Annotated in this window: 32 protein-coding genes, 2 tRNA genes and 1 pseudogene; 17 read left to right on the top strand and 18 right to left on the bottom strand. The window is 60.0% G+C overall.

Translation table 11 applies throughout. From position 1 onward, the window contains the following. Positions 1 to 12: 12 nt before the first annotated feature. Genes AC1Q80_RS07570 through AC1Q80_RS07535 form a run of 8 tightly spaced genes read right to left on the bottom strand, consistent with a single transcriptional unit; the run spans position 13 to position 5134 of the window. Positions 13 to 1050 (bottom strand): head morphogenesis protein, encoded by a 1038-nt coding sequence (locus AC1Q80_RS07570; protein WP_492360048.1) that lies wholly within the window; start codon positions 1048 to 1050, stop codon positions 13 to 15. Then, positions 1050 to 1220 carry a hypothetical protein gene (locus AC1Q80_RS07565; protein WP_492360047.1) on the bottom strand — a complete coding sequence of 57 codons (171 nt, stop codon included), beginning with the start codon at positions 1218 to 1220 and terminating at the stop codon, positions 1050 to 1052. The genes AC1Q80_RS07570 and AC1Q80_RS07565 overlap by 1 nt, the downstream gene beginning before the upstream one ends. Beyond that, on the bottom strand, positions 1217 to 1582 hold the full coding sequence (locus tag AC1Q80_RS07560) for a hypothetical protein (RefSeq protein ID WP_492360046.1): 366 nt from the start codon (positions 1580 to 1582) through the stop codon (positions 1217 to 1219). The genes AC1Q80_RS07565 and AC1Q80_RS07560 overlap by 4 nt, the downstream gene beginning before the upstream one ends. After that, the gene (locus AC1Q80_RS07555) at positions 1582 to 2076 is read right to left on the bottom strand and encodes a DnaT-like ssDNA-binding protein (protein WP_492360045.1); all 495 of its coding nucleotides are present in this window, start codon (positions 2074 to 2076) and stop codon (positions 1582 to 1584) included. Before AC1Q80_RS07555 ends, AC1Q80_RS07560 begins: the two co-directional genes overlap by 1 nt. A gap of 29 nt (positions 2077 to 2105) precedes the next feature. Next, positions 2106 to 2567, bottom strand: coding sequence for a hypothetical protein (locus tag AC1Q80_RS07550; RefSeq protein ID WP_492360044.1), 462 nt, complete (start codon positions 2565 to 2567; stop codon positions 2106 to 2108). A 12-nt stretch (positions 2568 to 2579) separates the two neighbouring features. Then, on the bottom strand, positions 2580 to 3533 hold the full coding sequence (locus AC1Q80_RS07545; RefSeq protein WP_492360043.1) for a DUF2184 domain-containing protein: 954 nt from the start codon (positions 3531 to 3533) through the stop codon (positions 2580 to 2582). Between the two features lie 15 nt (positions 3534 to 3548). After that, positions 3549 to 3986 carry a structural cement protein Gp24 gene (locus tag AC1Q80_RS07540; protein WP_492360042.1) on the bottom strand — a complete coding sequence of 146 codons (438 nt, stop codon included), beginning with the start codon at positions 3984 to 3986 and terminating at the stop codon, positions 3549 to 3551. After that, complete coding sequence (locus tag AC1Q80_RS07535; protein WP_492360041.1) at positions 3986 to 5134, bottom strand: DUF2213 domain-containing protein; 1149 nt, start codon at positions 5132 to 5134, stop codon at positions 3986 to 3988. Before AC1Q80_RS07535 ends, AC1Q80_RS07540 begins: the two co-directional genes overlap by 1 nt. A gap of 169 nt (positions 5135 to 5303) precedes the next feature. On the opposite strand from AC1Q80_RS07535, the gene AC1Q80_RS07530 reads away from it, so the two are divergent. Next, a complete protein-coding gene (locus AC1Q80_RS07530; RefSeq protein ID WP_492360040.1) occupies positions 5304 to 5816 on the top strand; it encodes a hypothetical protein in 513 nt (170 codons plus the stop codon). Between the two features lie 63 nt (positions 5817 to 5879). On the opposite strand, the gene AC1Q80_RS07525 is transcribed toward AC1Q80_RS07530, so the two are convergent. Further along, complete coding sequence (locus AC1Q80_RS07525) at positions 5880 to 7265, bottom strand: DUF1073 domain-containing protein (RefSeq protein ID WP_492360039.1); 1386 nt, start codon at positions 7263 to 7265, stop codon at positions 5880 to 5882. A 60-nt stretch (positions 7266 to 7325) separates the two neighbouring features. On the opposite strand from AC1Q80_RS07525, the gene AC1Q80_RS07520 reads away from it, so the two are divergent. Then, complete coding sequence (locus AC1Q80_RS07520) at positions 7326 to 7880, top strand: hypothetical protein (RefSeq protein WP_492360038.1); 555 nt, start codon at positions 7326 to 7328, stop codon at positions 7878 to 7880. A 14-nt stretch (positions 7881 to 7894) separates the two neighbouring features. On the opposite strand, the gene terL is transcribed toward AC1Q80_RS07520, so the two are convergent. The 3 genes and pseudogenes from terL to AC1Q80_RS07505 form a co-directional block, all read right to left on the bottom strand. Beyond that, positions 7895 to 8389 carry a phage terminase large subunit gene (terL, locus tag AC1Q80_RS07515; protein ID WP_492360363.1) on the bottom strand — a complete coding sequence of 165 codons (495 nt, stop codon included), beginning with the start codon at positions 8387 to 8389 and terminating at the stop codon, positions 7895 to 7897. Between the two features lie 93 nt (positions 8390 to 8482). Continuing rightward, positions 8483 to 9139: pseudogene (locus AC1Q80_RS07510) on the bottom strand (terminase large subunit domain-containing protein); the annotation flags it as partial. A gap of 127 nt (positions 9140 to 9266) precedes the next feature. Next, a complete protein-coding gene (locus tag AC1Q80_RS07505) occupies positions 9267 to 9731 on the bottom strand; it encodes a DUF2280 domain-containing protein (protein WP_492360037.1) in 465 nt (154 codons plus the stop codon). A gap of 57 nt (positions 9732 to 9788) precedes the next feature. On the opposite strand from AC1Q80_RS07505, the gene AC1Q80_RS07500 reads away from it, so the two are divergent. After that, the gene (locus AC1Q80_RS07500) at positions 9789 to 10079 is read left to right on the top strand and encodes a YxzC family protein (RefSeq protein ID WP_492360036.1); all 291 of its coding nucleotides are present in this window, start codon (positions 9789 to 9791) and stop codon (positions 10077 to 10079) included. On the opposite strand, the gene AC1Q80_RS07495 is transcribed toward AC1Q80_RS07500, so the two are convergent. Next, positions 10076 to 10696, bottom strand: coding sequence for a putative metallopeptidase (locus AC1Q80_RS07495; protein ID WP_492360035.1), 621 nt, complete (start codon positions 10694 to 10696; stop codon positions 10076 to 10078). The two genes, AC1Q80_RS07500 and AC1Q80_RS07495, sit on opposite strands and share 4 nt — an antisense overlap. Positions 10697 to 10766: 70 nt before the next feature. Between AC1Q80_RS07495 and AC1Q80_RS07490 the strand changes: the two genes are divergently transcribed. The 4 genes from AC1Q80_RS07490 to AC1Q80_RS07475 all read left to right on the top strand — a co-directional run bounded on the left by AC1Q80_RS07490 (position 10767) and on the right by AC1Q80_RS07475 (position 14091). Beyond that, complete coding sequence (locus AC1Q80_RS07490; RefSeq protein ID WP_492360034.1) at positions 10767 to 11549, top strand: toll/interleukin-1 receptor domain-containing protein; 783 nt, start codon at positions 10767 to 10769, stop codon at positions 11547 to 11549. 358 nt (positions 11550 to 11907) lie between these two features. Beyond that, the gene (locus AC1Q80_RS07485) at positions 11908 to 12159 is read left to right on the top strand and encodes a DUF6959 family protein (RefSeq protein ID WP_492360033.1); all 252 of its coding nucleotides are present in this window, start codon (positions 11908 to 11910) and stop codon (positions 12157 to 12159) included. Between the two features lie 272 nt (positions 12160 to 12431). Further along, positions 12432 to 12665, top strand: a complete 234-nt coding sequence (locus tag AC1Q80_RS07480; protein WP_492360032.1) for a sunset domain-containing protein — start codon at positions 12432 to 12434, stop codon at positions 12663 to 12665. 268 nt (positions 12666 to 12933) lie between these two features. Beyond that, complete coding sequence (locus AC1Q80_RS07475; protein WP_492360031.1) at positions 12934 to 14091, top strand: tyrosine-type recombinase/integrase; 1158 nt, start codon at positions 12934 to 12936, stop codon at positions 14089 to 14091. A gap of 67 nt (positions 14092 to 14158) precedes the next feature. On the opposite strand, the gene AC1Q80_RS07470 is transcribed toward AC1Q80_RS07475, so the two are convergent. From AC1Q80_RS07470 to AC1Q80_RS07460, 3 genes are all read right to left on the bottom strand, one after another. Beyond that, positions 14159 to 14232 (bottom strand) — tRNA-Cys (locus AC1Q80_RS07470). Positions 14233 to 14510: 278 nt separating this feature from the next. Beyond that, a complete protein-coding gene (locus AC1Q80_RS07465; RefSeq protein WP_492360030.1) occupies positions 14511 to 15212 on the bottom strand; it encodes a thermonuclease family protein in 702 nt (233 codons plus the stop codon). A 359-nt stretch (positions 15213 to 15571) separates the two neighbouring features. Next, positions 15572 to 15868 (bottom strand): hypothetical protein, encoded by a 297-nt coding sequence (locus AC1Q80_RS07460; protein WP_425513769.1) that lies wholly within the window; start codon positions 15866 to 15868, stop codon positions 15572 to 15574. A 172-nt stretch (positions 15869 to 16040) separates the two neighbouring features. Between AC1Q80_RS07460 and AC1Q80_RS07455 the strand changes: the two genes are divergently transcribed. From AC1Q80_RS07455 to AC1Q80_RS07435, 5 genes are all read left to right on the top strand, one after another. Beyond that, positions 16041 to 16115, top strand: a tRNA-Asn gene (locus AC1Q80_RS07455). 219 nt (positions 16116 to 16334) lie between these two features. Further along, entirely contained in the window at positions 16335 to 17783 is a 1449-nt protein-coding gene (locus tag AC1Q80_RS07450; protein ID WP_492360029.1) for a cryptochrome/photolyase family protein, read from the top strand. A 105-nt stretch (positions 17784 to 17888) separates the two neighbouring features. After that, positions 17889 to 19142, top strand: coding sequence for an SAM-dependent methyltransferase (locus tag AC1Q80_RS07445; RefSeq protein WP_173419961.1), 1254 nt, complete (start codon positions 17889 to 17891; stop codon positions 19140 to 19142). A gap of 81 nt (positions 19143 to 19223) precedes the next feature. Further along, entirely contained in the window at positions 19224 to 19595 is a 372-nt protein-coding gene (locus AC1Q80_RS07440; RefSeq protein WP_173419960.1) for an SMR family transporter, read from the top strand. Beyond that, positions 19582 to 19908, top strand: coding sequence for an SMR family transporter (locus tag AC1Q80_RS07435; RefSeq protein ID WP_173419959.1), 327 nt, complete (start codon positions 19582 to 19584; stop codon positions 19906 to 19908). The genes AC1Q80_RS07440 and AC1Q80_RS07435 overlap by 14 nt, the downstream gene beginning before the upstream one ends. Here the strand turns inward: AC1Q80_RS07435 and AC1Q80_RS07430 are convergent. Further along, complete coding sequence (locus AC1Q80_RS07430) at positions 19896 to 20738, bottom strand: SDR family NAD(P)-dependent oxidoreductase (protein WP_173421014.1); 843 nt, start codon at positions 20736 to 20738, stop codon at positions 19896 to 19898. The genes AC1Q80_RS07435 and AC1Q80_RS07430 overlap by 13 nt on opposite strands. Before the next feature lie 324 nt (positions 20739 to 21062). On the opposite strand from AC1Q80_RS07430, the gene AC1Q80_RS07425 reads away from it, so the two are divergent. The 5 genes from AC1Q80_RS07425 to AC1Q80_RS07405 all read left to right on the top strand — a co-directional run bounded on the left by AC1Q80_RS07425 (position 21063) and on the right by AC1Q80_RS07405 (position 24858). Then, the gene (locus AC1Q80_RS07425; RefSeq protein ID WP_492360028.1) at positions 21063 to 22103 is read left to right on the top strand and encodes a cysteine synthase A; all 1041 of its coding nucleotides are present in this window, start codon (positions 21063 to 21065) and stop codon (positions 22101 to 22103) included. 8 nt (positions 22104 to 22111) lie between these two features. Then, a complete protein-coding gene (locus AC1Q80_RS07420) occupies positions 22112 to 22861 on the top strand; it encodes an alanyl-tRNA editing protein (RefSeq protein WP_173419957.1) in 750 nt (249 codons plus the stop codon). A gap of 15 nt (positions 22862 to 22876) precedes the next feature. Next, positions 22877 to 23731 carry a 3-mercaptopyruvate sulfurtransferase gene (gene sseA, locus AC1Q80_RS07415; RefSeq protein WP_492360027.1) on the top strand — a complete coding sequence of 285 codons (855 nt, stop codon included), beginning with the start codon at positions 22877 to 22879 and terminating at the stop codon, positions 23729 to 23731. A 4-nt stretch (positions 23732 to 23735) separates the two neighbouring features. Further along, a complete protein-coding gene (locus tag AC1Q80_RS07410; protein ID WP_173419955.1) occupies positions 23736 to 24299 on the top strand; it encodes a GNAT family N-acetyltransferase in 564 nt (187 codons plus the stop codon). A gap of 91 nt (positions 24300 to 24390) precedes the next feature. Then, positions 24391 to 24858 (top strand): DUF1203 domain-containing protein, encoded by a 468-nt coding sequence (locus tag AC1Q80_RS07405; RefSeq protein WP_492360026.1) that lies wholly within the window; start codon positions 24391 to 24393, stop codon positions 24856 to 24858. Between the two features lie 42 nt (positions 24859 to 24900). Here AC1Q80_RS07405 and ald read toward each other — a convergent pair whose 3' ends face one another. Next, positions 24901 to 26019, bottom strand: coding sequence for an alanine dehydrogenase (ald, locus tag AC1Q80_RS07400; RefSeq protein WP_492360362.1), 1119 nt, complete (start codon positions 26017 to 26019; stop codon positions 24901 to 24903). Between the last annotated feature and the right edge of the window lie 65 nt (positions 26020 to 26084).

Raw genomic sequence — 26084 nt, 5'->3', positions numbered from 1 at the left:
ACCTGTCGCGGCCTAAGCATTTTCCAATTCCTTTACCCGAGCGTTGAGTTCCTGTACGGCCTTGATTAGGATGGGCACGAACTGCTCATAGCGCAGAGACTGAAGGCTGTCGGGGTCGGACAAGTCATCGATAACATGGCCGCCGAAGTCCACACCTTGCAGAGCCTTTTGCACCTCCTGCGCGATCAGGCCGAAGTGCTGACGACGGCCGGTGCGAGGCACCTCGACAGGGCGCTGTATCGACTTCCTGACCATCCTCATCCTCGGAACGGCGCGCATCACCGGCTCACGGACGGTGTCCATTACGGGGGGCACTTTTGGCGGCTGCGCAAACTCGATGATTTCGCCCGTCTCCGATCTTGCCTGCAGAGGTTCACGCGGGAGAACCGTCACGATCGGCAGGCCCCCCTCGCGGATGGCCTTCATCACCTGTCGGTCGAAGCGCTTATCGCGGCGCGTCAGCGTCAGGTAGTGCCGCATGCCCTCAGTATCGCCAGCGAGGAGCGCAGCGCGCGCATTCTCGACGGTGCGAGCAAGCTGAGACGTCAGCCCGACCAGACCGCCCTCGCGGCGGCCGGTTACGCGATTGAGGCGGCCAGCTATATCAAGCGCGATCGTGTTTGGCCCCTGCCCCTTGGCATATCCCGCCTCGATGCGCTCTCGAGCCATCTGCTTCGTGTCTTCGGTGACATGGGTGATCAGTTTCGACGACGCCTCGCGGATGATCTGCTCGGCGCGCTGGTTCTGAACGTCCCACCGAAACACGATGCGCCCGCCCACCGGATCGGACAGGCGGGGCATGTTCTTGCCAACCAGGAACCCGCCGGCATCAAAAGCTTGCCGTATCGCCTCATTCAACGGGCGGAAAGCCGCTGGATCGATATGGAGCGCGGCGATCGCGCCTTCGATATCATGCCGCTCCAACCGCTCGACAACTTCCTTCAGCACGATCTCGGACTTGATATCGTCGATCGCCTCGCGGAACGCCTTTTCCATGTTGGGAGAAAGCTCGTCGACGAGCGCCTCGAGCTGTTGGCGGAGCGATGCCATTAATCGGCTGCGCCGGCCTTCTCGGCCTTCTTGGCGACCTTCTCCTCGGGCATCTGCTCGGCAATACCGAGATTGACCAGGCCCGTGGCGAACGACGAACCGACTTCGGTCTCGTCGACGATGTCGCCAACCTCGAAATGCGTGTAGGCCTTCACGAAGCGGATTTTCATGCTGCGATCCTTCCTTGGACGATGAAGACGACAGCGGTCACGCCGTCATATTTATTCGGGTCGCCATTCACGATGGCGTAGTCGGAACCGTTGGCGGTGACGACGTCGCCGACGGTCGGATCGATCGCCAGGCCGACGGACGAGATGTAGATCTGCATGTCGCCAGTCTTGATCGCGGTGCCGTCGATGTAGCGGGCCTCGTAGGCCATCGGGACGAGCGTGGCAGGGTACGGCGTCAGGACCGGTTCACCGCCCAAGACTGTGTCCGGTGGAGTGACGCGAGTGACGACGCCGGACTGGCCAAACTTGGCAATGAGGCGCTGCGCTGTAGCCTGGAGACGCGCATAGAGCGGGTTTGCCATCAGACGACCAACGCCCCAGGCCAGCACGGCGTGAGGAACGGCCAGAGCAGCCCTTCGATCGTGGTGACAACCGGTGTTGCGAGCGCGACCATATCGTCGATGTCAGTCGACGAGGACGTCGCATATTCGACCTCAAGCTGTCCGACCTTTTCACGCTTCACTGTCGAGGTGCCAGTGACGACTGGGGACAGACTGCCCGGGTTCGTCAGTTCGAGAAAAGCTGCCTCATAGGAGGCGTTGACGATCGCAACCGGGATTTCGGTCGGCGGGATCGCCTCACCGTAATAGGTCGACGCACCGGTGCGGGGCCATGCTCGCTCCTGGGCAAAGCCACCTGTGCGCCGGCCGCTGAATTTCGGTTCGTACCGATCGATCACCAGAGAACCGCGCTGGCGCGCTGCGGTCTTCTGGGCATCGGTCGCACCCACGGGGAAGACATAGCCGGCCGCCGTAGCGTAAGCCGTGAAGCCGTCGTTATCGCCGTATCCAGCCATGTCATTCTCCGGTGGGTAGAGCCAGGCGCTTATGCGCCGGGCTTGGTTGCCAGTTCTTCGAGCGCCAAGAGGATCTCGTCCTTCTTGGCCGGCGTCTGGTCGGCGCCGAGCAGCTTGGCCGCTGCTGCCTTGAAGGACATGAACTGCACGTTCGGGTCCTTCGCCATTTCGATGACTTCTGCAGCCGTCTTCGGCGGCTCTTCCTGCTGTGCCTTGAGCTTCGCCAGTTCGGCGTCGCGGTCGGCAAGGAGAGCCTGAAGGCGTTCGAGTTCCGAGCCGGTATTATCGGCAGTGGCTGTCAGAACCTCCCATGCACCGACGATTGGGTCGTCGGTGTAGTCGCCGTCGATCTCGAACCACTTCGAAGCCTCGATATGAGACTGCTCGCGAGCGAAGATATCGACTTCGACCGTCTCGCCCGGCTCAACGAGAACCGGGCCATTCACGGCGTTGACGCCGCGGGGGCCATTCTGGGTGTTGGTGACCTTCATTGCCGCCTCCCCTTAAATGCCGTCGAGGTAGCGAACGGCCTTCGGCCGGCGAATATCGACGCCGCCGACACGGAAGATGCCGGGGACATCGAACTTCATCGGTCCGGTCTGCCATGCCGGCAAGAACCGGAACGGCATCGGAATGTGCATCTTCAGCACTTCCGGCGAACGACGGTAGGCAACCATGCGCTTGGTACCGCCGGCGCCGGCCGTGTCGAGGTAGCCGAACACACCGCGGATGGTCAGTTCCTGACCGGTCGTCAGCGTGTAGATGTTGTTCCGACGGATCCATTCGAGGATGGTCGTCTGGTTGACGGCATCGATACGACGGGTCGAGAGGTCCAACAGGACCGTGTACGGCAGGAGCAGCGTATCCGCGATTTCCGCGCCGAGCGTACCAGTGAAGATGCCGGTGAGTTGGCCGTTGATGTCGCGAAGGATCTGGTCCGGCGTCTTGCTGGCGAAGGTCGTCGCCGAGCCGGTACCATCAGCCGGAGCCGTGGTGGCCGTCGGCGTCGAAGAGTTGACCAGACCCGAGTAGCCCTTGCCGGCATCACCGACGAAGGCCACCTGGTCGATCTTCTCTTCGGCGATGCGACGGGCCGAGCTTGCCTTGTCCGAGGTCAGGCTGATGCCGAGCAGCTGGGCCGTGCCCAGTTCCTCGAGCGTGTAACCGTAGCCGATCGCCGCCATGGAGACGCCGGTCTCGAACTTCTCGCGGGTCTGCTCGACCTTCGGCACGTCGTGCGCGAGGCCGCTGAACCATTGAGCCTGGCCGACCGAGTCCATGGAGAAGTAGGTGACCGACTGAATCCATTCCGGCGCCGAGGTGTCGACGGGGATCAGCTGGGAATACTGGATCTCCTGGTACTTCATCGCGTAGACCGTCGGCTCGATCAACGAGGCCTGACGGATAAGGAAGCTCATCGCGACCTGCTGAGCGTCCTGGGTGATAAGCATGTTCATGTTGGAACGCTCCTGTTAGCCGAGGCGGAGAGCGGCGAGACCGGCACCAGAGGTGCTGGTATCCCACTGCGCGCCTGCAATGAGGGTGTTGCCGGACGCGGAGTTCGTGAGAACGCCGGTGGCCGGGACGTAGTAGACGGCGTCGCCGACGGCGACGGCGACCGAGGCCTGCACGACGATGACGCCCTTCTTCATCAGCGCGACGTTTGAGTACTGCTCGTACTTGCCAGTCGGCTGCGTGGGGTCGAGGACAGCGATGCCCACGAACTTCACGGTCGCTTCGGAATCCACGACCTGATTGTCAGTGGTGCCCTGCACGCCGACCTTGCCGAAACCGATGCCTTCAGCGTCTTCCGCCAGGCGGGTGACGACGACGGAAGGCTCCATGTTGAGGTTCATGCCCTCAACCCAACGGGCGTGAGTGGCGCTATAGGTAGTCTGAACTGCCGGCATCACTTGGCTCCCTTCGTCTGCCAGGCCGATTCGAGATCGGAGACCATGGCCTTGTGAGCGGTTGCGGAGGCGTTGGCGTCGGAGACCTGCGAAAGGCCGCCCTGCTGCACAACGGTGCGGAACGGATCAGTGCCGCCGCCCTTTGCCGAATCCTCGACGAGCATGTCGAAGCGGGCATCAATGTAGGCGTCGGACTTGCCGGCAATGGCGGAATCGCCGATCTTGGCGGTGACGACAGCCTTGCGGATTGCAGCATCGGAAAGTCCGTCGGTCTTGACGTCCTTGGCGATCGTCCTGGCGGTGGCGATAAGATCGCCGCGAGCCTGCACGCGCTTATCGAGATCGGCGTCCGACAGGATCTTGCCGGTGAGCTCGTCAATCTTCGCGTCCTTCTTCGCCAGATCGGCATCCTTGGCGGCAAGAGCCGTCTGATGTGCCGTTTCGGTGGCGGTAAGCTTGGAAACGGCGTCGGCAAGGCGCTGCTGCAGCGTGCCGATCACCGTGGCACCCTGATCGGTTACTTCAACCGGGATGCCATCGACGGTAACCGTCTTCAGGGTCATGATCTTTTCCTCTTGCGGTTTATGATCACTGGTGAACGGGGCAGCGCCCCACGACCTCACACCGTCGCCGATGCGAGCTTGAGATCCGGCGCGGCCACGTTCGACGATGGCGACGTGGTTGATCCGGATATCTTTCTGGATGGCGTCGTACTGTTCGCCCTCGGGCGTAGTTCCTGGCTCCCATGCCAGGTCGCAGGTGTAGCCGGCGGAGAGCTCGCGCTTACCCTCGTCGATGGCCTTGATTGCTGCAGCGTCCATGACAACGAGCGGGATGCGGACGAACTCACCGTCGCGCACCACTTCGTCACCGATCTGGCCGACCGATACGGCCTTCCATGTGTCAGCGGTGACCGCTTCGATCGGGTGATCATTGGTCACCGGCTTGTGCGCGTAGCTGCCGAGGCTGTCTCGGGCAAAGACCTGGTCGGACGGCCGATAGACCTTCACGACCGGCATCTCGGGCTTGCCAACCTCATGGCCGGCATAATCCTGGATGCCCGTGCGCGCAGTCCGGACCTCGGCCACAAGGTAGCCGTCGGCGGTCCGTCGCGTTCCCGCGATCGGTGCTGCATCTAAGAAACGCATGAAAGATCCTCTCACTCGTACGGAACGGTGATCAATTCAGATGAATCTAACTGGTGGCCCTGTTTGCGGGCAGGCAGATGCTAAAACCATTCATCGCACTCAGTGCTTTCGGTCGCCAAAAAGTTGAGCTAGACCACTCAACTGTTCTGAGCTTTGGGTTTCGAAATAGATGACCGAGATATTGAATGAAATATGGGGTGAGCTTTACTGGAACACCTCCGATTGGCTGCCATGGCTAGCATTACACGCGATTCTCCCTGCCGCATTGGCGGGCGTCCTCCAATGGTGGTTCAGAATCCGCTGGCCCTTAGTATTTCTTGCGACATATGCGGCCGCGCTCACGTTGAATATCTCGCGCCTCCCACCGAGCGCGATCCCTCCATCCGGTCTTGCTAAAATGAACGAAAGCCTTCCGCGTGAATTTGACGGGCTCACGCTCGAAAAAATATCCTTTAACCATCGGTTCTTAGGATTTCATGCCTCCTCCCCAGACCCGCTTGACGCGGCGGACATAAAGGAGAACTTGAGTGCCAATTCTGAACTGATCGCAGAGCAATGTAAAATGTTCGGAAAGTGGCTCGCCACGCGCCAAATAAAGCAGATACAGTTTATCTACACATGGCCAGGCGGCACATACAGCCATTCGATCGAAGATCGCGATTGCGCGGGACTTCCAGTGTAATCCGAGTTCAATCGCTATTCCGAGAAGCCCACTTCCCAATGCTCGATCGTGCTTGCTGCAGCGTCATCGGTGACCGGCATCGGCACTTGTTGCTGAATCCTCCCCAGCAGCAGCACATTGCTCGACGTCGTCCGGCTCCTGCTCGCTGAGCTTGCCGTATTCTTCAATCGCAGCATCGAGACCTGGCAACGAGCCATCCTCGACCAGCGCATTGACCAGAGCGTCGGACAGAGCCTCGCGAGGAATAATTTCCTGCCCCGGCGATGTGCCCATCAACTGGCGCGCGGCATCGGCCTTCGTCTTGAAGACATCGGCCCTTTCCTTCTCGGACATGCCCCAGAGCGGCGCCCACTCGTAGTAGATGTCCGGATCGCGCGAACCGGTACCGCTGCGAATGATGCATTCGTCGAGCCGCCACATCGCGGGGCGCATCTCGACTTCCTGCATAGCCTGCAAGCGATCGTAGTAGTTGCGCAGGTCGCTTTCACCTGTGGCATTCATACCAGCCGGCGACTGACCGAGGAGCCGGGTCGCCGGAATGTCGGCAGCGCCAGAGACGATCTGCAGGAACGACATCAGGACTTCCGGAAGGGTCGCGAAGCTCGCCGTCTTCTGTTCGAATTCCTCTTCCTTGTCGAGCAGCAGGTCGCCGTTGATGCCCTTGGCCGTGGCCGCGAGCGTGTAGCGTTCCAGGATCTTCGCGCGGTACCGCTCGTCCCCGACGTTCTGCATGAAGTCGGGAATGCGGATGACGTTGACCTTGGCCTCGAAAACGAGGCTGGCAATGTTCGCCGCGGTACCATCGGCCTGTTTGATCGCCTCGACGACCGACAGCAGCACGCTGTCGCCCCATCCGGCATAGGTCGTCGTCGTGACGAGCTCGTCATCTGGCTGAGCGTTGCCGTTGAAGATGACCATCCGGGAAGGATGGATATCGACCTGCAAACCGTCGGCGGACTTCAGCTGGTAGAGCTTCGGCTTGCCGTACCATTCCGAGGCCGGGTCGCGCTCGATCTCGCCGGCCGTCAACTGGCGACGCGACATGACCGTGAGGTACTTCAAGCCACCCTTGCCGATGCGATCGACTTCCAGCGGAACAGTCAGATCGGGCTCACCGGTACCGATGACGAGCGCAGCCCCACCCCAGAGCCGCGCCTTGATGCGGGCTTCGAGAACCTTGCCGGCGACATTGAGCCGCTTTTTTTCAGCCTCGATCGCCTCGATCTGCGGCTTCTTCGCCTGCCAGTCGCGCCAGGCACGCACGCTGTCGAATGCCGGGATATCGACGATCTTCCGCGGCAGCCAGGCACCACGGTAGGCGTTCAATAGCTCCTCGTCCGAAAGCATCGGCATTGAATAGAACGTGGCGGACGCCTTGTCCCGGGTGGTGCCGAGGTTGGCAACCATGTTCGTCAGGCTGTCGCGGACGAATGCAATTATGTTACCCATACCCGCTCCAGTTGATTCACTTAGTAACGCGGGCTTACCAGCCCTGCAGAGGATACGAATTTGAGATCCATCGTTGTCGCCAGTTTGAACGCCAAACTCCAGCCGATTCACCGCGGTGAATTGGAGGACGCATTCGACGATCTCATGCAAAGGAAAGGCTTTGGCATGCGTGTCGTCGGCGGAGGAACGTTGCAGGAGGAGAGCGGAGAGATTGCCCATTGTGATATTGAGATCGAAATCGACGAACTCAACGATGAAAACGTCCAGCTTGTCGTTCGTGCCCTAGAGTCAATGCTCGCTCCCAAAGGCTCCCGCTTGCATATCCCCTCTCAGGACCGTGTTCTCGATTTTGGCAGTCACGAGGGGTTGGCGCTTTACATCAATGGCACCGACTTACCGCCTGAGGTTTATGCCAACAGTGACGTCAACTTCGTCTTTCAGGAGTGTGATCGCCTCCTGAAAGGCGCGGCTTTTGTCAACAGCCACTGGGAAGGCCCCTCGGAAACCGCGCTATACATGTACGGAAAGGATTTCCAAGACATGTACCGACGACTGCAGCCTCTTCTGGAAAACTACCCCCTGTGCCAGAAGAGCCGTATCGTCCAGATCGCGTAAGTTACATCGTCATTTCAGACATTCGCCAACGTGAACGTGCTGGCGCTCAACAATGCGTTGAATGCACGACTCGTGCTGTCGGCGTCGTCGTCGTGCGTCGCCTCCGGGAAGCCCTCGAGCGATGAAAACCAGGCCTCGTTCCATGGCCCGCATAGGATCAGGACGTTGCCTGCTTCGGCCTGCGCTGAAAACGGGCTGAAGCGCGTGATCTTGTCACCAGATTCCGGTGTGGCGCGAACGGCGAAGCCGGCTAGCATCGTCGTCAGGTTGGTTACTTGCGATTTACCGGCCTGCCCCGGGTCCTGCGGCAGCGATATCTGCGTATCCTTGCCGTCGGCCTCGGCGGTGTTCTTGATCAGTCGCTCGACACCAGAAGGCGACTGGCGATCACGGCAATGATGGGCGACGATGTATCTGCCATCTGGCAGCTTTCCGATCTTGGTGCCTGCGGTCCAGTCCGGATCGTTGCTCTCGGTCTTCGGCGTTGCGCCCAGGTCCCAGCCGCGCATCCAGCGTGCGCCAGCGGGAATTGCATCGACGACCTCGCACCAGCCGCGGCGGAACAGAAGCCCAGCCGCTGGCCGGATCTTCCAGTTGCCCCCGAGCAAACGCTCACGCTCGACCGTTGGCAGTGCCATGAGGTTGGCGAGATAACCGGGGTCGGCCGCCATCAACGCCGCGTTGTCGGTCAGCTTGGCCGGGACGAACGTCACCGACTTCGGCGGGATAGGCTCGCCATCGAGCGGGTTGATGTAGTCCGACAACTCTGCCGGATCATCGGCCCAGACAATGGCATCACCGATGCGGACGAACCAACGCAGCTTGCCAGCCCGTTCGGGTATCGGTAGGCCGGTGTCCTGGTTGATCCACCACGAAATGAACTCGGCGACCCAGCTATCGGCATCCGGGTTGCAAGTCGCCCTGATATATGGCCGAACGCCGCACATCGAGCGGTTACGCGAAACCATGTACCAGAACTGCTTGGCGCTGAAATGCGTCAGCTCGTCGAAGCAGATCAGCGGGATCTGCGAGCCCTGCCAGTTCAGGACCGTCTTGTCGTGCTCAAGGTGAGCGAACGATACCGAGGCGCCGGCCGGGAAATTCCACTGCAGCACATGCTCTTTCGGTGCCGCGCCGATCGAGGGATAGAGCTTCTAGCTCTCATCCCATAGACCACCTTCGTTTCGGACCTGCACCGTCGACCGGCGAAAGAATACCGCGCCGAACTGCGGATTGGCCACGTGGCGCAGCGGCTCCATAAGCAGCGCCCACGTTTTGCCCCCGCCGGCCGAGCCGCCGTAGATCGCGATATCGGCTGCAGACCCGAGGAACTGCGTCTGCGGGCCAGCCTGCGGCCGGATGATTATCTGGGCGCCCTGCCCTTGCTCAGTTCCTGCCATTGTCGGGTAACTGAAAGATCGTGACCGGCGATACCGGAACCGGCAGATCCTTTCCGTCCTTCCCCGTCAGCTCGCGGCGGTTGGTGTAGGCGTTGCCCACCTCTTCCGCCGCTTGCTTCAGCAATGACGAGGCCAGCACCATGTTGCCCTGGGTCTCTGCCTTGTCCGCCATGCGCTGAAGAGCGCGGAGCCGAACGGCGCGATGACTGATGGCGATAGTGGCCGTGTCCTCCAGGAAGGTCTTGCGGGTCTCATCGAAAAGCACCCGCCACTTGGGCGCCAGGCCCGAAGCCGCCTTCTTGTTCGGGTCGTGGCTCTCTACAAGTTGCCGGCTGACATCGAGGCCGAAATCCTTCTTGACTGCAGCTGCCACGACTGACGGACTATCGAAGCAAGCCAGCGCCTGCACGACATAGGTCTTGACCTCATCTGAGAGTTTTGCTTTCGCCATGGTAGCGTCAAAGTCCAGTCAAGAAGCCAGTCACCGTATGTGACATCGGGAGTGCTGATGAAAAGCCGAACGAAAATCATCGACCTGCCTCCTCGTTCTGAGGTGATGGCAAAACTGGCAGACCTGATTGAGGACCGTTGCTCACCCGCGGATGCATCAGCCTGGGCAATCCGTTGGGTACTGGCTGACCACGACCCAATTGTCGACGTCAGAATTGAAGACCGGGCCGTTTGGGATGCTCTGATCCAGATGAGTGGTGCCGACCTGTACGGCGGCGACCGCGAATTTCTCCACGACCACGCCGATTATCAGACCTGGCTCGACCAACTGCGCGATGGTGCCGCCTAAGCCACACGAAGTTGGCAGGTGCCGCATGCATGCGCGATCTGCACTCTGGCGATCTCGGGCTTCTGGTTAGCTGCATCGACCATGGCGCGGATGCCGGTGGCATCTGCCCCGTAGCGTCTGACCACCCCAACGAACTCTTCGACATCGTGTCCACGGATGACGAATACCGGACGACCGGTCGACTTGCTGAACTTCGGGGCGCCGAATGCATCGACGTCCTGGGCGGCGTGATAGAGCTCGTGCTCGACCAGCGCCATGAACTCGGCGTCTCCACAGTCCCGGCAGTAGTCAGCATCGAGGGTGATGATGAAATCCGGGACATGACCGAACCACTGCTTGATCTGCATTTCAGCGCGAGCGCGTGACCACTTGCCCATCGTGCCTTGCGGAGATCCTGTCTCGCACTGGCCGATTACCCGACGACCCTTCTTGCTGTTGCCGACTGTGGTCCAGAGGTAGCCGATAGAGGCGAAGCGAAGGTGACCGTGATCCGGATTGTGGACCTCCGACGCCGCATCGATGAATGTCACGTCTACCCAGTCTAGCATGTCTTCGGCATGAACGAAGGACGGCAAGTCGATGTCGTTGAACATCGACGATGGCGGTTGTGGGCGCATCAGATCACCACTTGCCTGAGGGCAGGCCACTGAGCCAAAGTCTCTTCAAATTCGGAAAGAGGAGAAGGCGGTGAGACTTTGGCTGACATACGCGTGGAAAGACAACGAAGAAAACGACGTCGACTATGTGATCCAGGAGCTTGAGAAACACGGCGTCGAGGTAGTATTTGACCGTGTACACCTCCTTGCCGGCCGGCGGCTTTGGGAGGCGATCGACAGGGGAATATCTGACAAGGAAACCGATGCCTGGGCGATTTACTGCACCAGCAACAGTTTGAAGAGCGAACCCTGCCTTGAAGAACTCGCCTATGCTCTTGACCGAGCCTTGAGGACCCGCGGGGGCGATTTCCCCATCATTGGGATTTTCCCGGCCGCCATGCCTCGAGAAGTTATACCGTCTGCTCTCGCCACGCGATTGTACGTCACGCTCTCTGACCCGAATTGGGCAAAGAAGGTCGCCGACGGGTTGAGTGGTGAAAAGTTAAAGATAGAGAAGGCCGTACCACCAGTTCATAGCCGGATTCACCGCGACGAATACGGCCTGATCTTGGAATTTCGTCCAAGGGATAAACAATGGTCGCCGGGCCTCGCACTGGTGGCCGCCGCAGAGAAATCCCTGATCACTCATATTTTTGTCGGTACCCCCGGCAACCCCGAGCAATTTGGGATGCCATTCGTGAAAGTAATCGACAATGGGAATGTTGCCGGCATGTCGTCTGAGGCACAGGTGTCGAACCTACAAAGCCTCTTTGTGCGCGTCAGATCGTTACCTTCGCAGATCCTTGTCGGTGATTACAAGCATAAGCACTTTTTCGGCGTAAATGAGGAAGGTGAACTCACTCTCAAGTCTTGACGCGGCAACCTCTACGCTCTCCTGAGGCCACAAGTTGAGACATCGGGAAACCGGGTGGCTAAGCCCGGATGATCTACAACCGTATTATGGAGTTTCGATGGGACGAGGAAACCAAGACAGGTTTCCTGATCTTCAAAGGCCGGACCTTTGAGATCCACGATCACATCGATCCCTTCAATTGCCGAATGGAGGCCGAGAAATAAGCTGAACAGCGAGGCTGGAAACGTCCACCAGATAAGATATGGCGACGCGTCCAATCGAGAGTAGCTGCACCAAAAGCGACCACCCTATCGACGGCTAGGAGCCACCCCACATCACCGGAGCAATTTCTAACATTGTGCCAAAGAAACGGAAGCAAATGACCGACGCGAAGCTGCTTACACCTCCAACGAACTATGCCGTCGTTCAATTGCCTGAACGGCAATATCCTGGCGTAGTCTTCCAGGGAGACAGCCTGCACATCCTGATCGTAGACCTGGAAGCAGCAGCAGCCGAGAATGACCCGCTGGAAAAGTCCGCGGCACTCGCAGATGTGATCGAGAGATTACATGATGTTCGCAATCACTACGAGGCTACCTTGAACCGTGCTGGTATCAGCCGCCCATATTAGTCTGGTTGCGGCGACAGGATCGAACCTGCGGCTCTCCAGCTTTTGAGGCCGGCGAGCTACCGGGCTGCTCTACTCCGACTTGAAATGCTTTCAATTTTAGCAATCAGGCAGACACTCGCTTTAGCGAGTTCACAGTCTAGCGTTGCAATTCGACCGCACTCTGCTGTGATGATGGGATGCAACAGCGACCTATACGCCGCCAATCTGGAAAACGGAGACCGACACGTGACGGCGCTGCGTCGAAGGTAGCGTCCGTCTTTGGCGTCTTGGCTATGCTTGTGTTCGTGGATGCCCTCAGTGGCTCGCCGTTGGTCAAGCAGATCTATGCAAGGGCCTCCGGCTGCAACATTAAAGGCAACATCAGTATCAACAGCGGACAGGCAATTTTCCATGTACCGGGACAGGAAGATTATGCCGGTACGATTATTCGCCCCGAATATGGGGAACGGTGGTTTTGCTCCGAGGCTGAAGCTCGACAGGCCGGCTGGCGAAAAGCCAGCAGATAGAAGGCGACCACCCTGCGCATAGACAGCGGTCATTGGGTGGTCGCGCTTAAACCGGCGGAGAAACGCGTGGCGCCGTCGAATGACCAGTTTCAAACTCGTTGAGGACGTGCTGAAGTGCGACTTCGAGGTAGCGCTGGCACACGCGCAAGGTCTGGCTGATCTCGGAAATCGAAGCCTTCATGTCCGAGTGGCCTGCCGACGGGGCAAGAAGAAAAACAGAAGGAGACGCCGACGGCGATGAATGGCGGGCGTCTGCGTGACAAACGTGGTGAGCATCGATCTCCCTTACATCGAGCGGAACGTAACCCGGCATGGGAAGGCGCGCTATTATCTGCGCATCGACGGCAAGCGCATCTGCCGGCTACCTGACGCGATAGGTAGCGAAGAGTTCCAGGCGGCATATTGGGTCGCTCGCAAGGCTCACCAACCCAACGCAGCGCCTGACACGGACACACCGCAGCTCCTCTCCAAGGTAGTCAAACCGAACACCTTCCGATGGCTTTGTATGGAATACATGTCCAGCAACGCCTTCAAAGGGCTTGACCTCACCACCCAAACCCGACGTAGAAAAATCATCGAGGCGATGTGGGAAGAGCCACTGTCCGACATCGACGGACGCCTATTCGCAGACATGCCGCTATCGAAGATGGATGTCAGCAATTTGGAGGTTCTGCGGGATAGGAAGAGAGAGGCACCGTTCGCCGCTGACGAGCGCCTGAAGACGCTTCGGCAAGTGTTCGACACAAAGAGGGATGGTAAGCCAATCACGCCGAACATTGCGCGCCTGGTTGAGCCATTCCGCCCGCACTCAGACGGCCACGAAACAGCTACTTCAGAGAACCTCGCAGCTTTCATCGCTCATCACGGCGTGAAATCGAAGGCCGTTCTCTATCTCGCCATCCAGATGTTCACCGGCCTGCGCGTCTCGGATCTTCGCGTCATTGGCCCTCAGCACCGTCGCAAGGATGTGCTGAAGCTGCGCATGTTCAAAAACCGCAACAGAACGCCGATCGATCTGGAAATTGCGATCCATCCAATCCTTGAAGGTGTCTTGGCAATGCACCCGCCCAAAGGGCTCCACTACCTGGTCACCGAGTTCGACAAACCATTCAGCAGCGCCAAGAGCCTCGGAAACCGGATTTCGGATTGGTGGCGTCAAGCTGACATGGCGCATCTGACGTCGCATTCGGTTCGCAAGGGCCTAGCCACAGATCTAGCTCATGAAGAAGCGACGGACAGCCAACTTGAAGCGATGTTTGGCTGGAAGGATGGGAAGACGTCAAAAATCTACACGCGGAACGCCGAACGGGCGCGCTTGGCGAGGCAGAGCGTTGCCAGAATCAATTGGGATGGCGTCGGCAATCTGCTGCTTGGGTCGGACGTCGAGGTGGAAAATACCGGGAACGAATTGCCACCCCTAGAGTAAAGCGTGGCAGCAGGTGAAATCCTGCAACCTAAATAGTAAAATCAATTCAGCTACTTAGGTGTGGCTTTGGAGGCCTCGCCCGGAATTGAACCGGGGTACAAGGATTTGCAGTCCTCTGCGTCACCACTCCGCCACGAGGCCTCACCGACTGAGATTATCAAGTCGTGGCGAGCGTTTAGAATGAATATAGAAAGAGTGCAAGAGGGTTCATTCTGAATGCGATCCTTTTTTCATTTTGAACGAGCGTATGACGTCTCAGAGGCAATTACTCGACAGGAAGAATTGCCCACCTTTGGCGACCATCGCGCGATGACGGCGATACCCCGCTCGCCCGACGTGTTGAGTCGATTGGGTCACCGCCGGCTTGAAACCTGGTGCCGACCCACGCCGCGGTCATATCCGCGGATTTTTCCATCCGCCTAGCACCAAGGCGTCGATCGTCCCTTCCATGGCCGCACAAGCCCTTCCGAGACGAGAATGTTTCCGAGCGAACGGCCGTCGCGCATCACGACGCGCAGCTTCTCGCTGGCCTTGTCGTCATCCCTGCCGATCGCTTCGATCAGCCTGAAATCTCCGGCGTTCAACAGTTCGCGCAATCTCTGCTTGGCGTAGAAGCCGCGCGCGCGTTCGCCATCGCAGGCTGCCTGCTTGGTTCTCGGCGCGTCGATATCGGCGACCCGGACCAGTTCGCCGTGATAACGGAAAGTCGCGCCGTCGATGACGCAATTATCGTTGCGGATACCGCAGAAATAAAACTGATTCGCCTGAGGCTGGAGCGCGGCCGGCTGCACCACAGGCCGTTCGACCGGGGTCGGCGCGGCCAATCCGACGTTGACCGCGGGTATTGGACCATCGACGGCCTTCGTCCTGTTTGCAGCGGGCGGTACGACCGCACGCACTGCCACCTTCGGCCGAACCTCGGCCCTAGATGTCGATGGCGCCTTAGGGGCCGATGCGAACATATCCGAAATGGCCGGCAGGTCGCGCAATTGTCCACGATGATCATAGGCAACCACGCCACCGACCGTCAGCACAGCGGCGAGATACCACGGCAGCATGCCGCCCTGCTTCTTTGTCCGGCTGCCGCGGCGACGCCCACGGCTTGTTGTGGCTTTACCCATTCCGCCTCATCCTTGATCCGGCCGGCATTATGCTGGCGATCCGTTGCCGAATGGTTTTCATTGGCCACTTGATTGCGGAGGTTCACCAGCAGCGAGCCTGGGCTTCATCGGCGGCAAGCGCGACCTCGCCTGTCCCGCTCGCCGCAACCGGATACCGCGCCCAGTTCGGACAGAGGCAGACATTGCTGGCGGAAGATTTTCAGAATCAGTCGACCAGATGTCTCACCTGCCGCCAAAGCCCGAGGAATCGGTCATGCACGCACTGACACAGTGCGTGCATGACCGGCTGATCCCCACATCAGAATCGGCCTTCAGGATTTTTGCACTGGCTCGAAGCTTTGAGCGGTAGCCTCGAAGGCTCACGGCTCCCTTGAAGAGCCCGCACGGCCGCGGCGGCGTGCCCACCAGACGGCGAACCGGCGACGGCGACGGCGAACCGCGGGAATGTCGTGCGAGAGGATGAGCAACCCCAGGGGCACCATCCAGAAGCCGAGCACCGGCAGGAAGCCGAGAAAGCCACCGAAAATCAGCAAGCCGCCGACGAGCATGCGCAGGAGGGGTGATTCCGGAAGCGCCAGGCGCCATTTGCCCAGCACGATCTGCCGGGTGTGGGGGTCGATGCCGAAATGCGTCTGTTTTCTGTTTTTATTCATCATTCCCTATCCGCCTGCGTTTCCCACAATTGGGGACTTCTCCACAGGCTCGCAACAAATCTTCTCACTTTTTTTGAAAAAACCGCTTGGCAAATCGGAAAAGCATTTGTATTAGCAGCCTCACTTCTGCAGGACACAAACCGCGCAGAACTTCTGCAGAAAAAACTGCAGATGATCCCTGGTAGCTCAGCGGTAGAGCATTCGACTGTTAATCGACAGGTCGCCGGTTCGAATCCGGCCCGGGGAGCCAGTTTCTAAAGGGTCGTTCCGAAAGGAGCGGCCCTTTTCATTTAGGGATATCAGAGGCTTCTCCAGACATATGGGTGCACCGCCCTTTGCCGTTCGCCCTCCCACCTCGCTTCTTTGGTTACATTTTGGCTACTTTTCGGACCACAGGCGCCGGAGTGGCTCTTTTTCATTTTGCGGCTATGGTGGCGAGTAAACCACCTTACCCTCACCCCGGGATGTCATGCGCGTGAAATCGTCGTCGCCCATTCTAGTCTGGTTTCGCAAAGACCTCAGGCTTGGCGACCACCATGCGCTTGCAGCCGCTGCGGCCGATGGCGCAGCGGTGATTCCTCTCTACATTCGTGAGCCGGCCGACAGCGGCAACGGGCCGCTCGGCGATGCGCAGCGATGGTGGCTGCATTACTCACTGTCGGCGTTTCGGGAATCGCTGCAACGGATCGGATCGGATCTTGTTTTTCGCTCCGGCGATCCGCTCGATGTCATCGCCGATATTTCGCGAGAAGCCGGCAGCGCCACCATCTTCTGGAATCGGCGCTATGATCCGAACGGAACGGCGACGGATGCGCCGTTGAAGAAGGCGCTCGTGGATCGCGGCTTTACCGTCAACAGCTTTGCCGGCCAGTTGCTTCACGAACCAACCCGCCTGTTCAACAAGACCGGTGGCCCCTATCGCGTGTTTACGCCATTCTGGCGCGCGCTCGAAGCAAGCGGCGAGCCGCCGGCACCGATCGATCCGCCCGAAAGACTTGTCGCGCCTGAGCGCTGGCCTGCGTCCGAAGACCCTGATCGGTGGAACCTGCTGCCGACGCAACCGAACTGGGCATCGCGCTTCACCGAAATCTGGACACCGGGTGAGGTCGGCGCGGCGGACCGCTTGCAGACATTCATCGAAGACACGCTCGACGGCTACAAGACCGCCAGGGATGTCCCGGCCGATGCGGGCACATCCCTGCTCTCGCCGCACCTTGCCTTCGGCGAGATCTCGCCGACGCAGATCTGGCACGCCACGCGCGGCCTGACGGAGACTCCGGTCGACGATATCGTCACATTCCGCAAGGAACTCGCGTGGCGCGAATTTTCCTACAATCTCCTGTTTCACAATCCCGACCTGGGGCGTCGGAATCTCGATCGTCGCTTTGACGGTTTTCGCTGGCTCGACAACGACGACCACTTCGAGCGCTGGACAAAGGGCCTCACGGGCTACCCGATCGTCGACGCCGGCATGCGGCAACTCTGGCGCCACGGCTACATGCACAATCGCGTCAGGATGATTGCCGCCTCCTTCCTGATCAAGGACCTGCTGATCGACTGGCGCCGCGGAGAGGCGTGGTTTCGGGACACGCTGGTGGATGCTGACCCGGCTTCGAACGCCGCCAGTTGGCAGTGGGTGGCCGGCTCCGGCGCCGACGCTTCGCCATTCTTCCGTATCTTCAATCCCGTGCTTCAGGGGGAGAAATTCGATCCGAACGGGGACTATGTGAAGCGCTTCGTTCCCGAACTGGCCGATCTCGACGCACGCTACATTCATCGCCCGTTCTCGGCGCCCCAACCCGCACTTGCTGCTGCCGGCATTACGCTGGGGGTGACCTACCCTGCCCCTGTCATCGATCATGCCTTTGCGCGCGACCGCGCGCTGGCCGCGTTTCAGGAAATCAGAAACGCCAGTTAAAAATCGCTACAACTGCACCACCGCCGGTACAAATCCGTAGTTGGCCTCTGACAGGATTGTCGCTAGGCTCACCTTACGGATGCAACGATTGCCGGAGGGTGGTTTATGCATGATACTGAAGCCTGCTTTGCCGATTTCGACAACGCCGAGCTGCTTTCGAATGACAATCTCTCACGGGTGCTGAAGGACTTTCCGCTCAAGGCCCAGATGGTCCTTCGCGGCCTCGTTCACCTTGAGGCGGGCGCACTGGCACTCGCTCTGCCCAATGGCCGCCGACTGGTGGTCAAGGGAAAGGTGCCGGGGCCATGCGCCACTGTGACCCTGCACAATTGGAACCTCCCGCACCGGGCCATTACCGGCGGCACGATCGGCGCTGCGGAAAGCTATATCGACGGTGACTGGGACAGCCCAGATGTCGGCGCCTTTCTCGAGCTATTCCTTGTCAATGCCGATATCGGCAACCGCTTCCCGAATCGCGCGCGCGGCCTGATGCGGCTGGTCGAAAAGTTCCTCCATTGGCGCAATGCCAACACCAAGACGGGTGCCGAGCGCAACATCTCCGCCCATTACGACCTCGGCAACGCCTTCTACCGTGAATGGCTCGACCCGAGCATGACCTATTCTTCGGCGCTTTACGCCGGTGGCGCAAACGATCTGCAGGCCGCTCAGGCCGCCAAGTACCGAGCCTTGGCCGAAGCCACAAATCTGCGCCCGGGCGACCACGTGCTCGAGATCGGGTGCGGCTGGGGCGGTTTTGCAGAATTTGCCGCAACCGAGATCGGCTGCAAGGTCACCGGCCTGACCATCAGCCGCGAACAGCTCGCCTTTGCCCGCGAGCGCATGCACAAGGCCGGAATTGCCGATCGGGTCGAGCTGAAGTTCCAGGACTATCGGGAGGAAACCGGACGATATGACCGGATCGTGTCGATCGAGATGTTCGAGGCCGTCGGCGAAAAATTCTGGTCGACCTATTTTTCTCAACTGAAGCGGTGCCTGAAACCTGGCGGCAAAGCGGGACTCCAGATCATCACGATCAAGCCCGAAGCCTATGAGGAATACCGATCCAATCCGGACTTCATTCAGAAATACGTGTTCCCAGGGGGGATGCTACCGACACGCGACCATCTGGTCGACCTCGGGCGCAATGTCGGCCTGCGCATGATCAACGATTTCGGGTTCGGTAGCGACTATGCCCGCACGCTCAGTGAATGGCGGCAACGCTTCTGGTCTGTCTGGGGCAAGATCGAGCCGCTGGGCTTCGATCTGCGCTTCAAGCGGCTGTGGGAATTCTACTTCTACTACTGCGAAGCGGGCTTCCGCGCGCGAAACATCGATGTCCGGCAGATCGTCTTCGAGTAAACCGGTCCACCTGCAGGCTTTACCGTTCGCGCGACAACGCCTATGAGGCAACCGATCCAGATCTCTTCTTGAAGGTTCCTCATGCGTCTTGCATGGTTTTTCCTGGCGCTCGCCATCGCAACCGAAGTGGCGGGCCTGACGGCGATGAAGGCCGCATCGGCCAGTGGCTCCTACGTCGGCCACGTGGTGATGTACGTCTCCATCGCGCTTTCCTACGTCTTCCTGGCGAAGGCCGTGAAGACCATCTCCGTCGGTGTCGCCTATGCCATCTGGGAGGGATCAGGTGTCGCGATCATCACGCTCGTTTCGGTGTTCGTATTCGGCCACGTTCTGACCGGCCGGGAAATGCTTGGCCTTTCGATGGCGGTCGCCGGCATCCTGCTCGTCAACGCCGGCGAACACCGAGAAGAGGAAGTACCGGCCACCGAAGGAGCCCTCGATGAGCGCGCCTAGCATCTACTTCATCTTTGCCGTCATCGCGGGCATTCTCGACATCGCCGCCAATCTGGCCTCGACCAAATCCGATGGCTTTGCGCGCCGAGGCTGGGGAGCACTTTCCATCGTTCTCGTGCTTGCCGCCTTTGCCTTCCTTGCGGAAGCCGTCAAGGGCATGGAGCTTGCGATTGCCTATGCCGTTCTCGGCGCAACCGGGATTTTCGGCACAGCCATTTGCGGTCGCCTGCTTTTCGGCCAGAAGCTCAAGCCGATCGGCTGGGTCGGCCTCGCGCTCATCTTCGGCGCAGTGCTGGTGCTTCACACGGCCTGATGCGGCTGATTCTCGGTACTGGCGTGTTTCGTTGTCGCCACCGCCGGCGCCGAACCTTGGCGAGTCAACCGGTCGACCAGCGCGAAGTATGCACTGTAGGGCAGCCATCGTGACAGTCTTGCCACGGCGTTCGCGCGTTTCGACACGTTGATTTCGAAATGTGTCGACTTCAAGCCTGCAACGATATGCTCGGCGGCCTCGTCAGCGCTGGCCAAGTCGGAGGCTGCAAGCCAAGGACGGGTCGATCCGCTCGCCTCGACAAGCCCCAGGCTGATGACTTGCAGGCGAATACCGATCCGGTCCAGGTCCAACTTCAGGCTCTCCGCCATGTTGATGAGAGCCGCCTTCGTCGCACCATAGGCGGCGTTGCCCGGCAGGCCGCCGTAACCGGCCGCTCCCGACATGATGGCGATTTGGCCATGCCCCCTCGCCTTCATGTGGGCCACGGCCGGCAACAGACAGTTGACGACACCGTTGACGTTGACCGCGAAGCTACGCTCGAATGCCTCACGATGCAGGTCGTCACCTCGCACGGGCAGCGTCACATCCGCAGTAAATACAGCCAGCGACAGATCGCCGTGGTCGTATTCGATCGATGCGAGCACACGCTCCATGTCCTGCGGGTCGGTGACATCGCCGTCGAGAACGATGATGCGACCGTCAGGAGCAGCCTCCTGTTGCAAGGCAACCAGTTTGGCGTGATTTCTTGACGTGACGACCACCGAATAGCCGCCGCGAACCAGACGCAGAGCCAGCGCCCGGCCTATTCCCGAACTCGCGCCCGTTACCCAGGCCAACCCATGCTCGGAATTCATCTTGTGCATACTCATTGCCCATACCTCGGCACGCACCCATCCGGTGCACGCTCAACTCAAGGGGCCGAGAAACCTGACACCCCGGCCCAGACCAACCCCCTCCGATATCCGGCGCGCACCCAGAGCTGCCTCAACCCTAAGCTTTCCCCTTGAAGACGTTTTTTGTTCGGGACAGGGCAGCGGTGAAACGCTATTTCTTGCCTGGGAAGCAGGCTGAGCCGAAAACACGCCAATATTTCGGCGATCCGGCGTCGTTCTCAATGTTCGCCGGCCACTCGGCGTTTTTCTTCGGTAACGCGGCCCGCTTCGGCGGCCGTTCTCAAGCACGAGGTTCTGCAAATGGCCATTCTTCCGTCCGTCCTTGAAGCAATCGGCAACACGCCCCTGATCCGGCTGAAGACCGTTTCCGAGGCGACCGGCTGCACCATCCTCGGCAAGGCGGAGTTTCTCAACCCGGGACAGTCGGTGAAGGATCGCGCTGCACTCTGGATCATCCGTGAGGCGGAGAAGGCAGGGCAATTGAAGCCGGGCGGCGTCATCGTCGAAGGCACAGCTGGCAATACCGGCATCGGCCTGGCGCTCGTCGCCCAGGCGCTTGGCTACCGGACCGTCATCGTCATTCCGGAAACCCAGAGCCAGGAGAAGAAGGATGCCCTGCGCCTTCTTGGTGCCGAACTCGTCGAAGTGCCGGCAGTGCCCTACAAGAACCCGAACAATTACGTGAAGATCTCCGGGCGCCTCGCCGCCGAGCTCGCCAAGACCGAGCCGAACGGCGCGATCTGGGCCAACCAGTTCGACAATGTCGCCAACCGTGACGCGCACATCGCGACGACTGCACCCGAAATCTGGCGGGATACGGACGGCAAGGTCGACGGCTTCATCTGCGCGGTCGGTTCCGGCGGCACGCTTGCCGGCGTGGCGCAGGGGCTGCGGGCGAAAAACCCCGCCATCAAGATCGGCCTTGCCGATCCGGATGGTGCCGCGCTCTACAATTACTACGCACATGGCGAGTTGAAGGCGAGCGGAAGCTCCATCACCGAAGGTATCGGCCAGGGCCGCATTACCGCCAATCTCGAAGGCTTTACGCCCGATTTCTCCTATCAGATCCCCGATTCCGAAGCCGTGCCTCTGGTCTTCGACCTCATTGAACGCGAGGGCATCTGCGTCGGGGGATCGACCGGCATCAACATTGCCGGTGCCGTCCGGCTCGCCAAGGAGCTCGGTCCGGGACATACGATCGTGACGATCCTTTGCGACTATGGTAACCGCTATCAATCGAAACTCTTCAACCCGGACTTCCTGGCCTCGAAGGGCCTGCCTGTCCCGGCCTGGTTGAAGGGATCTTCAAGCATCACCGTTCCATACGAATCAGTCGGATAAGATTTGCGATGACCAAGACCGTGACTGCCCTCTTCCGCGAAGATTTCTATCTCTCGACTTGCGAAGCAAGTGTCACCGGAATTCTGGAGGATGGCGGGATCGAGCTTGATCAGACCTGCTTTTACGCCACATCGGGCGGGCAGCCGGGCGATAGCGGTTTTCTGGAGCGCAGCGACGGCAGCCGCATCGACATTGCGGTCGCCCGCCATGGCGCCACCAAGGACGTCATCATCCACATGCCGGCGGAAGGGCAGCCGGCGCCTGTTGTCGGCGAAAAGCTCGTCCTGCATATCGACTGGCCACGCCGTTACCGGCTGATGCGCATGCACACGGCCTGCCATCTGCTTTCCGTCGTCTGCCCCTTCCCGATCACCGGCGCTGCGGTCGGCGAAGATGAGAGCCGCGTCGATTTCGACATGAGCGAAACAATCGACAAGGACGAGGTGACGGCGGCGCTGAAGAAGCTCATAGACGAGAACCATCCGGTCTATCTGCAGTGGATCACCGACGAGGAGCTTGCTTCCAACCCCGGTATCGTCAAATCGAAGAACGTGCGCCCGCCCATCGGCCTCGGCCGCGTCAGTCTTGTCTGCATCGGCGCAAATTCGGCGGTCGACAGCCAGCCCTGCGGCGGAACGCATGTGTCCGAAACCCAGGAAGTTGGCACAATCCACATCGCCAAGATCGAGAAGAAGGGCAAGGAAAACCGCCGCTTTCGCATCCGATTCGGCACACCAGACGACCGCCAGGCAATCTGAACAGGAGATACGACCATGACCAACATCAAAAGCGCCTTCGTCGTTTCTCCGGACTGGCTGCAACAGCGCCTCGAGGCCCCCTCCGTCCGCATCCTTGATGCCGCCTGGTATCTGCCGGCGCAGAACAGAAACCCGAAAGCGGAATACGACGCGGGCCATATCCCCGGTGCCGTATTCTTCGACCAGGATGCGATCGCCGATCATACAAGCGGCCTGCCCCACACGCTGCCGACGCCGGAAGCCTTCGCCAAGGCGGTGGGTGCCCTTGGTGTCAGCGAGACCGATACGATCGTCGTCTATGACGGCCCCGGCATCATGACCGCGCCGCGCGTGTGGTGGATGCTGCGCATCATGGGTGCAAAGGACGTCTACGTGCTCGATGGTGGCATGGACGGCTGGAAGAAGGACGGGCGCCCGGTCACGACAGAAGTTCCCTCGCCTAGACCCGTTACGTTCAACGTCACCTTCACCCCTTCGGCAGTCACCTCATTCGAACGCATGCAGGACATCGTCAAGTCCGGCACGATCCAGATTGCCGATGCGAGAGGCGCCGGACGCTTCCTTGGCGTCGAGGCCGAGCCGCGCGCGGGAATGCGCTCGGGGCACATGCCGGGCGCCCGCAGCCTGCCGTCCACCACGTTTTCCGAGAACGGCAAGTTCAAGGATCTCGACACACTGCGCAAGACATTTGCCGAGGCGGGCGTCGACCTTTCCAGGCCCGTGGTGACGACCTGCGGTTCGGGTGTCACCGCGGCGATCATCACGCTGGCGTTACAATCCCTTGGTCATACCGACAACACCCTCTACGACGGCTCCTGGTCGGAATGGGGCGGACGTGCGGATACAACAGTCGTGACCGGCAGCGAGTGATATCATGCGCCCTCCGAAACTCGCTTCATTGACCGCCCATGTCACCGAACTGGAGATGTCCGCACCGCCCAAGCAGAGCTTGCCGATGCCGGTCAACATCCAGACGGCGATCCTTCGCGTGTCGGACATCCCGCTCAATTACTATCGGTTCCTCTACCTGCGCGTCGGCAAACGCTGGCACTGGGCCGACCGCATCCGCATGAGCGACGACAAGCTGGCGGCACTGCTTGCCGACAAACGCACGAGCGTCACCGTGCTCTATGTCAACGGCGCGCCTGCCGGCTTCTTCGAGCTTCACCAGGCCGAGGACGACGTCGTCGAGCTTACCCATTTCGGGCTGATGGAGCACGCACTTGGTCTTGGCCTCGGCAAATGGTTTCTGCTGCAGACGCTGTTTGCCGCCTGGACCTTGAATCCGAGCAAAGTGACGGTGACGACGAACAATCTCGATCACCCGCGCGCGCTCCAGCTCTATCAGCAATTCGGCTTCTCGCCTGTCGCGACCCGCGAAGCGACCATTGAGCCACTGACGGATGAAGAGTTGCTGGCCTTCGCCAAGAACCTTTGACGTCCATCCAACCGCAAGTTTCGGGTGTCGCCGCCGCCTCGGTCGGAGCACTCTGTGCATCGAATGATCCCAATCGATCTGGAGATGCACCATGTCCCTGCGCTATATTTCAATGCCGACCGATCAGGCCGAAAGCCTAAGACAAGGCGGAACGGATGCCTATGGCAACCTGCCGGAACGGCAGATATCCGATGGCGATGATGTTCCTTGTCGGCATTGCCTTCGCAACGTGGAGGCGGGCGACGCCTATCTGATCTTTGCGCTGCGGCCTTTCACGTCGTTGCAACCCTACGCAGAAACCGGTCCGGTTTTCATGCATGCCGACGAATGCCCCGCCTATCACGACCGGGCACAACCGCCTATCCTGACAACGAGTAAGGACTATCTGCTGCGCGGCTATGGCAGCAACGAACGTATCATCTATGGCACTGGCGGAGTGGTTCCCACTGAGCAGCTCGAATCCCGCGCACACACGCTGCTCGCCATGCCTGAGGTCGCGAGCGTACACGTGCGATCGGCGAGGAACAATTGTTATCAGTGCAGGATCGAAAGCACCTGAAGCGTCGGTCCGACCGAAGCCGGACCGACGCCGTGAAGGCTATCAGGCGACGTTGAGCACCGCTTCCGGCGCGTAGGCGTCGTAGCCGAGCGCCTCGGCAACGGGCGCGTTGGTCACCCGCCCACGGTGGATGTTGAGGCCCGCACGCAGGTGGCGATCTTCTGCAATGGCCTTCAGGCCGCGATCTGCCAATTGCAGGCCGTAATACAGCGTTGCATTGTTGAGCGCATGCGCCGATGTGACCGGGACAGCGCCGGGCATGTTGGCCACGCAGTAATGCACGATCCCTTCGACCTCGTAGGTCGGATCGGAATGGGTGGTTGCGTGCGATGTCTCGAAGCAGCCGCCCTGGTCGATCGCGACATCGACGATGACCGCGCCCTTCTTCATGCCGGTGAGCATTTCACGCGTCACGAGTTTCGGTGCGGCAGCGCCCGGAATGAGGACGGCACCGATGACCAGATCGGCGGAGAACACTTCGTCTTCAAGCGCATCGATCGTGGAAAAACGCGTATGAACGCGGCCGCCAAAGATATCGTCCAGCTGCCGCAGGCGCGGGATGGAGCGATCGAGAATGCTGACATCGGCGCCAAGCCCTGCCGCCATTCTGGCTGCGTGCAGGCCAACGACGCCGCCGCCGATGATCGCGACCTTGGCAGGAAGCACGCCGGGCACGCCGCCCAGCAGAATGCCGCGGCCGCCATTGGCTTTTTGTAGCGATGTCGCACCGGCCTGAATGGCGAGGCGCCCGGCGACTTCCGACATCGGCGCCAGAAGCGGCAGACCACCACGCTCGTCCGTGACGGTTTCATAGGCGATCGCGGTGACGCCGGAATTGATCAGACCCTTGGTCTGTTCCGGATCCGGAGCGAGGTGCAGGTAGGTATAGAGAATTTGGCCGTCGCGCAGCTGCGCCCATTCGGTTGGCTGCGGCTCCTTGACCTTGACGATCATGTCCGATTTTTCAAACACGTCCTTTGCCGTCGCGACGATCTTCGCGCCAGCTGCGCGGTAGGTATCGTCATCCGCGCCGATCCCCGCTCCTGCCTTGGTTTCAACGATAACCTCGTGGCCGTGAGCGACATATTCACGTACCGACCCGGGGGTCAGGCCGACTCGGTATTCATGGTTTTTGATTTCCTTCGGGCAACCGACACGCATCGAGCGTTCCTCTCCTGTTGTGGGCAATTTCGCCTCATTGACGCCCACTCAGCAAAACACGCAGC

It is taken from the genome of Ensifer sp. GW823-FHT05D09 (assembly GCF_058795755.1).
Note: the sequence above shows the minus strand (reverse complement) of the source record. Positions and strands in the feature narration are given on the sequence as shown.

What these genes read in the sequence shown, in the direction of transcription:
- AC1Q80_RS07570 (WP_492360048.1), bottom strand. Translation starts at nt 1,050, where the DNA reads ATGGCATCGCTCCGCCAACAGCTCGAGGCGCTCGTCGACGAGCTTTCT.
- AC1Q80_RS07565 (WP_492360047.1), bottom strand. Translation starts at nt 1,220, where the DNA reads ATGAAAATCCGCTTCGTGAAGGCCTACACGCATTTCGAGGTTGGCGAC.
- AC1Q80_RS07560 (WP_492360046.1), bottom strand. Translation starts at nt 1,582, where the DNA reads ATGGCAAACCCGCTCTATGCGCGTCTCCAGGCTACAGCGCAGCGCCTC.
- AC1Q80_RS07555 (WP_492360045.1), bottom strand. Translation starts at nt 2,076, where the DNA reads ATGGCTGGATACGGCGATAACGACGGCTTCACGGCTTACGCTACGGCG.
- AC1Q80_RS07550 (WP_492360044.1), bottom strand. Translation starts at nt 2,567, where the DNA reads ATGAAGGTCACCAACACCCAGAATGGCCCCCGCGGCGTCAACGCCGTG.
- AC1Q80_RS07545 (WP_492360043.1), bottom strand. Translation starts at nt 3,533, where the DNA reads ATGAACATGCTTATCACCCAGGACGCTCAGCAGGTCGCGATGAGCTTC.
- AC1Q80_RS07540 (WP_492360042.1), bottom strand. Translation starts at nt 3,986, where the DNA reads ATGCCGGCAGTTCAGACTACCTATAGCGCCACTCACGCCCGTTGGGTT.
- AC1Q80_RS07535 (WP_492360041.1), bottom strand. Translation starts at nt 5,134, where the DNA reads ATGCGTTTCTTAGATGCAGCACCGATCGCGGGAACGCGACGGACCGCC.
- AC1Q80_RS07530 (WP_492360040.1), top strand. Translation starts at nt 5,304, where the DNA reads ATGACCGAGATATTGAATGAAATATGGGGTGAGCTTTACTGGAACACC.
- AC1Q80_RS07525 (WP_492360039.1), bottom strand. Translation starts at nt 7,265, where the DNA reads ATGGGTAACATAATTGCATTCGTCCGCGACAGCCTGACGAACATGGTT.
- terL (WP_492360363.1), bottom strand. Translation starts at nt 8,389, where the DNA reads ATGCGCGGCTGGGACCTGGGCGCAACGCCGAAGACCGAGAGCAACGAT.
- AC1Q80_RS07505 (WP_492360037.1), bottom strand. Translation starts at nt 9,731, where the DNA reads ATGGCGAAAGCAAAACTCTCAGATGAGGTCAAGACCTATGTCGTGCAG.
- AC1Q80_RS07500 (WP_492360036.1), top strand. Translation starts at nt 9,789, where the DNA reads ATGAAAAGCCGAACGAAAATCATCGACCTGCCTCCTCGTTCTGAGGTG.
- AC1Q80_RS07495 (WP_492360035.1), bottom strand. Translation starts at nt 10,696, where the DNA reads ATGCGCCCACAACCGCCATCGTCGATGTTCAACGACATCGACTTGCCG.
- AC1Q80_RS07485 (WP_492360033.1), top strand. Translation starts at nt 11,908, where the DNA reads ATGACCGACGCGAAGCTGCTTACACCTCCAACGAACTATGCCGTCGTT.
- AC1Q80_RS07480 (WP_492360032.1), top strand. Translation starts at nt 12,432, where the DNA reads ATGCTTGTGTTCGTGGATGCCCTCAGTGGCTCGCCGTTGGTCAAGCAG.
- AC1Q80_RS07465 (WP_492360030.1), bottom strand. Translation starts at nt 15,212, where the DNA reads ATGGGTAAAGCCACAACAAGCCGTGGGCGTCGCCGCGGCAGCCGGACA.
- AC1Q80_RS07460 (WP_425513769.1), bottom strand. Translation starts at nt 15,868, where the DNA reads ATGATGAATAAAAACAGAAAACAGACGCATTTCGGCATCGACCCCCAC.
- AC1Q80_RS07450 (WP_492360029.1), top strand. Translation starts at nt 16,335, where the DNA reads ATGCGCGTGAAATCGTCGTCGCCCATTCTAGTCTGGTTTCGCAAAGAC.
- AC1Q80_RS07445 (WP_173419961.1), top strand. Translation starts at nt 17,889, where the DNA reads ATGCATGATACTGAAGCCTGCTTTGCCGATTTCGACAACGCCGAGCTG.
- AC1Q80_RS07440 (WP_173419960.1), top strand. Translation starts at nt 19,224, where the DNA reads ATGCGTCTTGCATGGTTTTTCCTGGCGCTCGCCATCGCAACCGAAGTG.
- AC1Q80_RS07435 (WP_173419959.1), top strand. Translation starts at nt 19,582, where the DNA reads ATGAGCGCGCCTAGCATCTACTTCATCTTTGCCGTCATCGCGGGCATT.
- AC1Q80_RS07430 (WP_173421014.1), bottom strand. Translation starts at nt 20,738, where the DNA reads ATGAGTATGCACAAGATGAATTCCGAGCATGGGTTGGCCTGGGTAACG.
- AC1Q80_RS07425 (WP_492360028.1), top strand. Translation starts at nt 21,063, where the DNA reads ATGGCCATTCTTCCGTCCGTCCTTGAAGCAATCGGCAACACGCCCCTG.
- AC1Q80_RS07420 (WP_173419957.1), top strand. Translation starts at nt 22,112, where the DNA reads ATGACCAAGACCGTGACTGCCCTCTTCCGCGAAGATTTCTATCTCTCG.
- sseA (WP_492360027.1), top strand. Translation starts at nt 22,877, where the DNA reads ATGACCAACATCAAAAGCGCCTTCGTCGTTTCTCCGGACTGGCTGCAA.
- AC1Q80_RS07410 (WP_173419955.1), top strand. Translation starts at nt 23,736, where the DNA reads ATGCGCCCTCCGAAACTCGCTTCATTGACCGCCCATGTCACCGAACTG.
- AC1Q80_RS07405 (WP_492360026.1), top strand. Translation starts at nt 24,391, where the DNA reads ATGTCCCTGCGCTATATTTCAATGCCGACCGATCAGGCCGAAAGCCTA.
- ald (WP_492360362.1), bottom strand. Translation starts at nt 26,019, where the DNA reads ATGCGTGTCGGTTGCCCGAAGGAAATCAAAAACCATGAATACCGAGTC.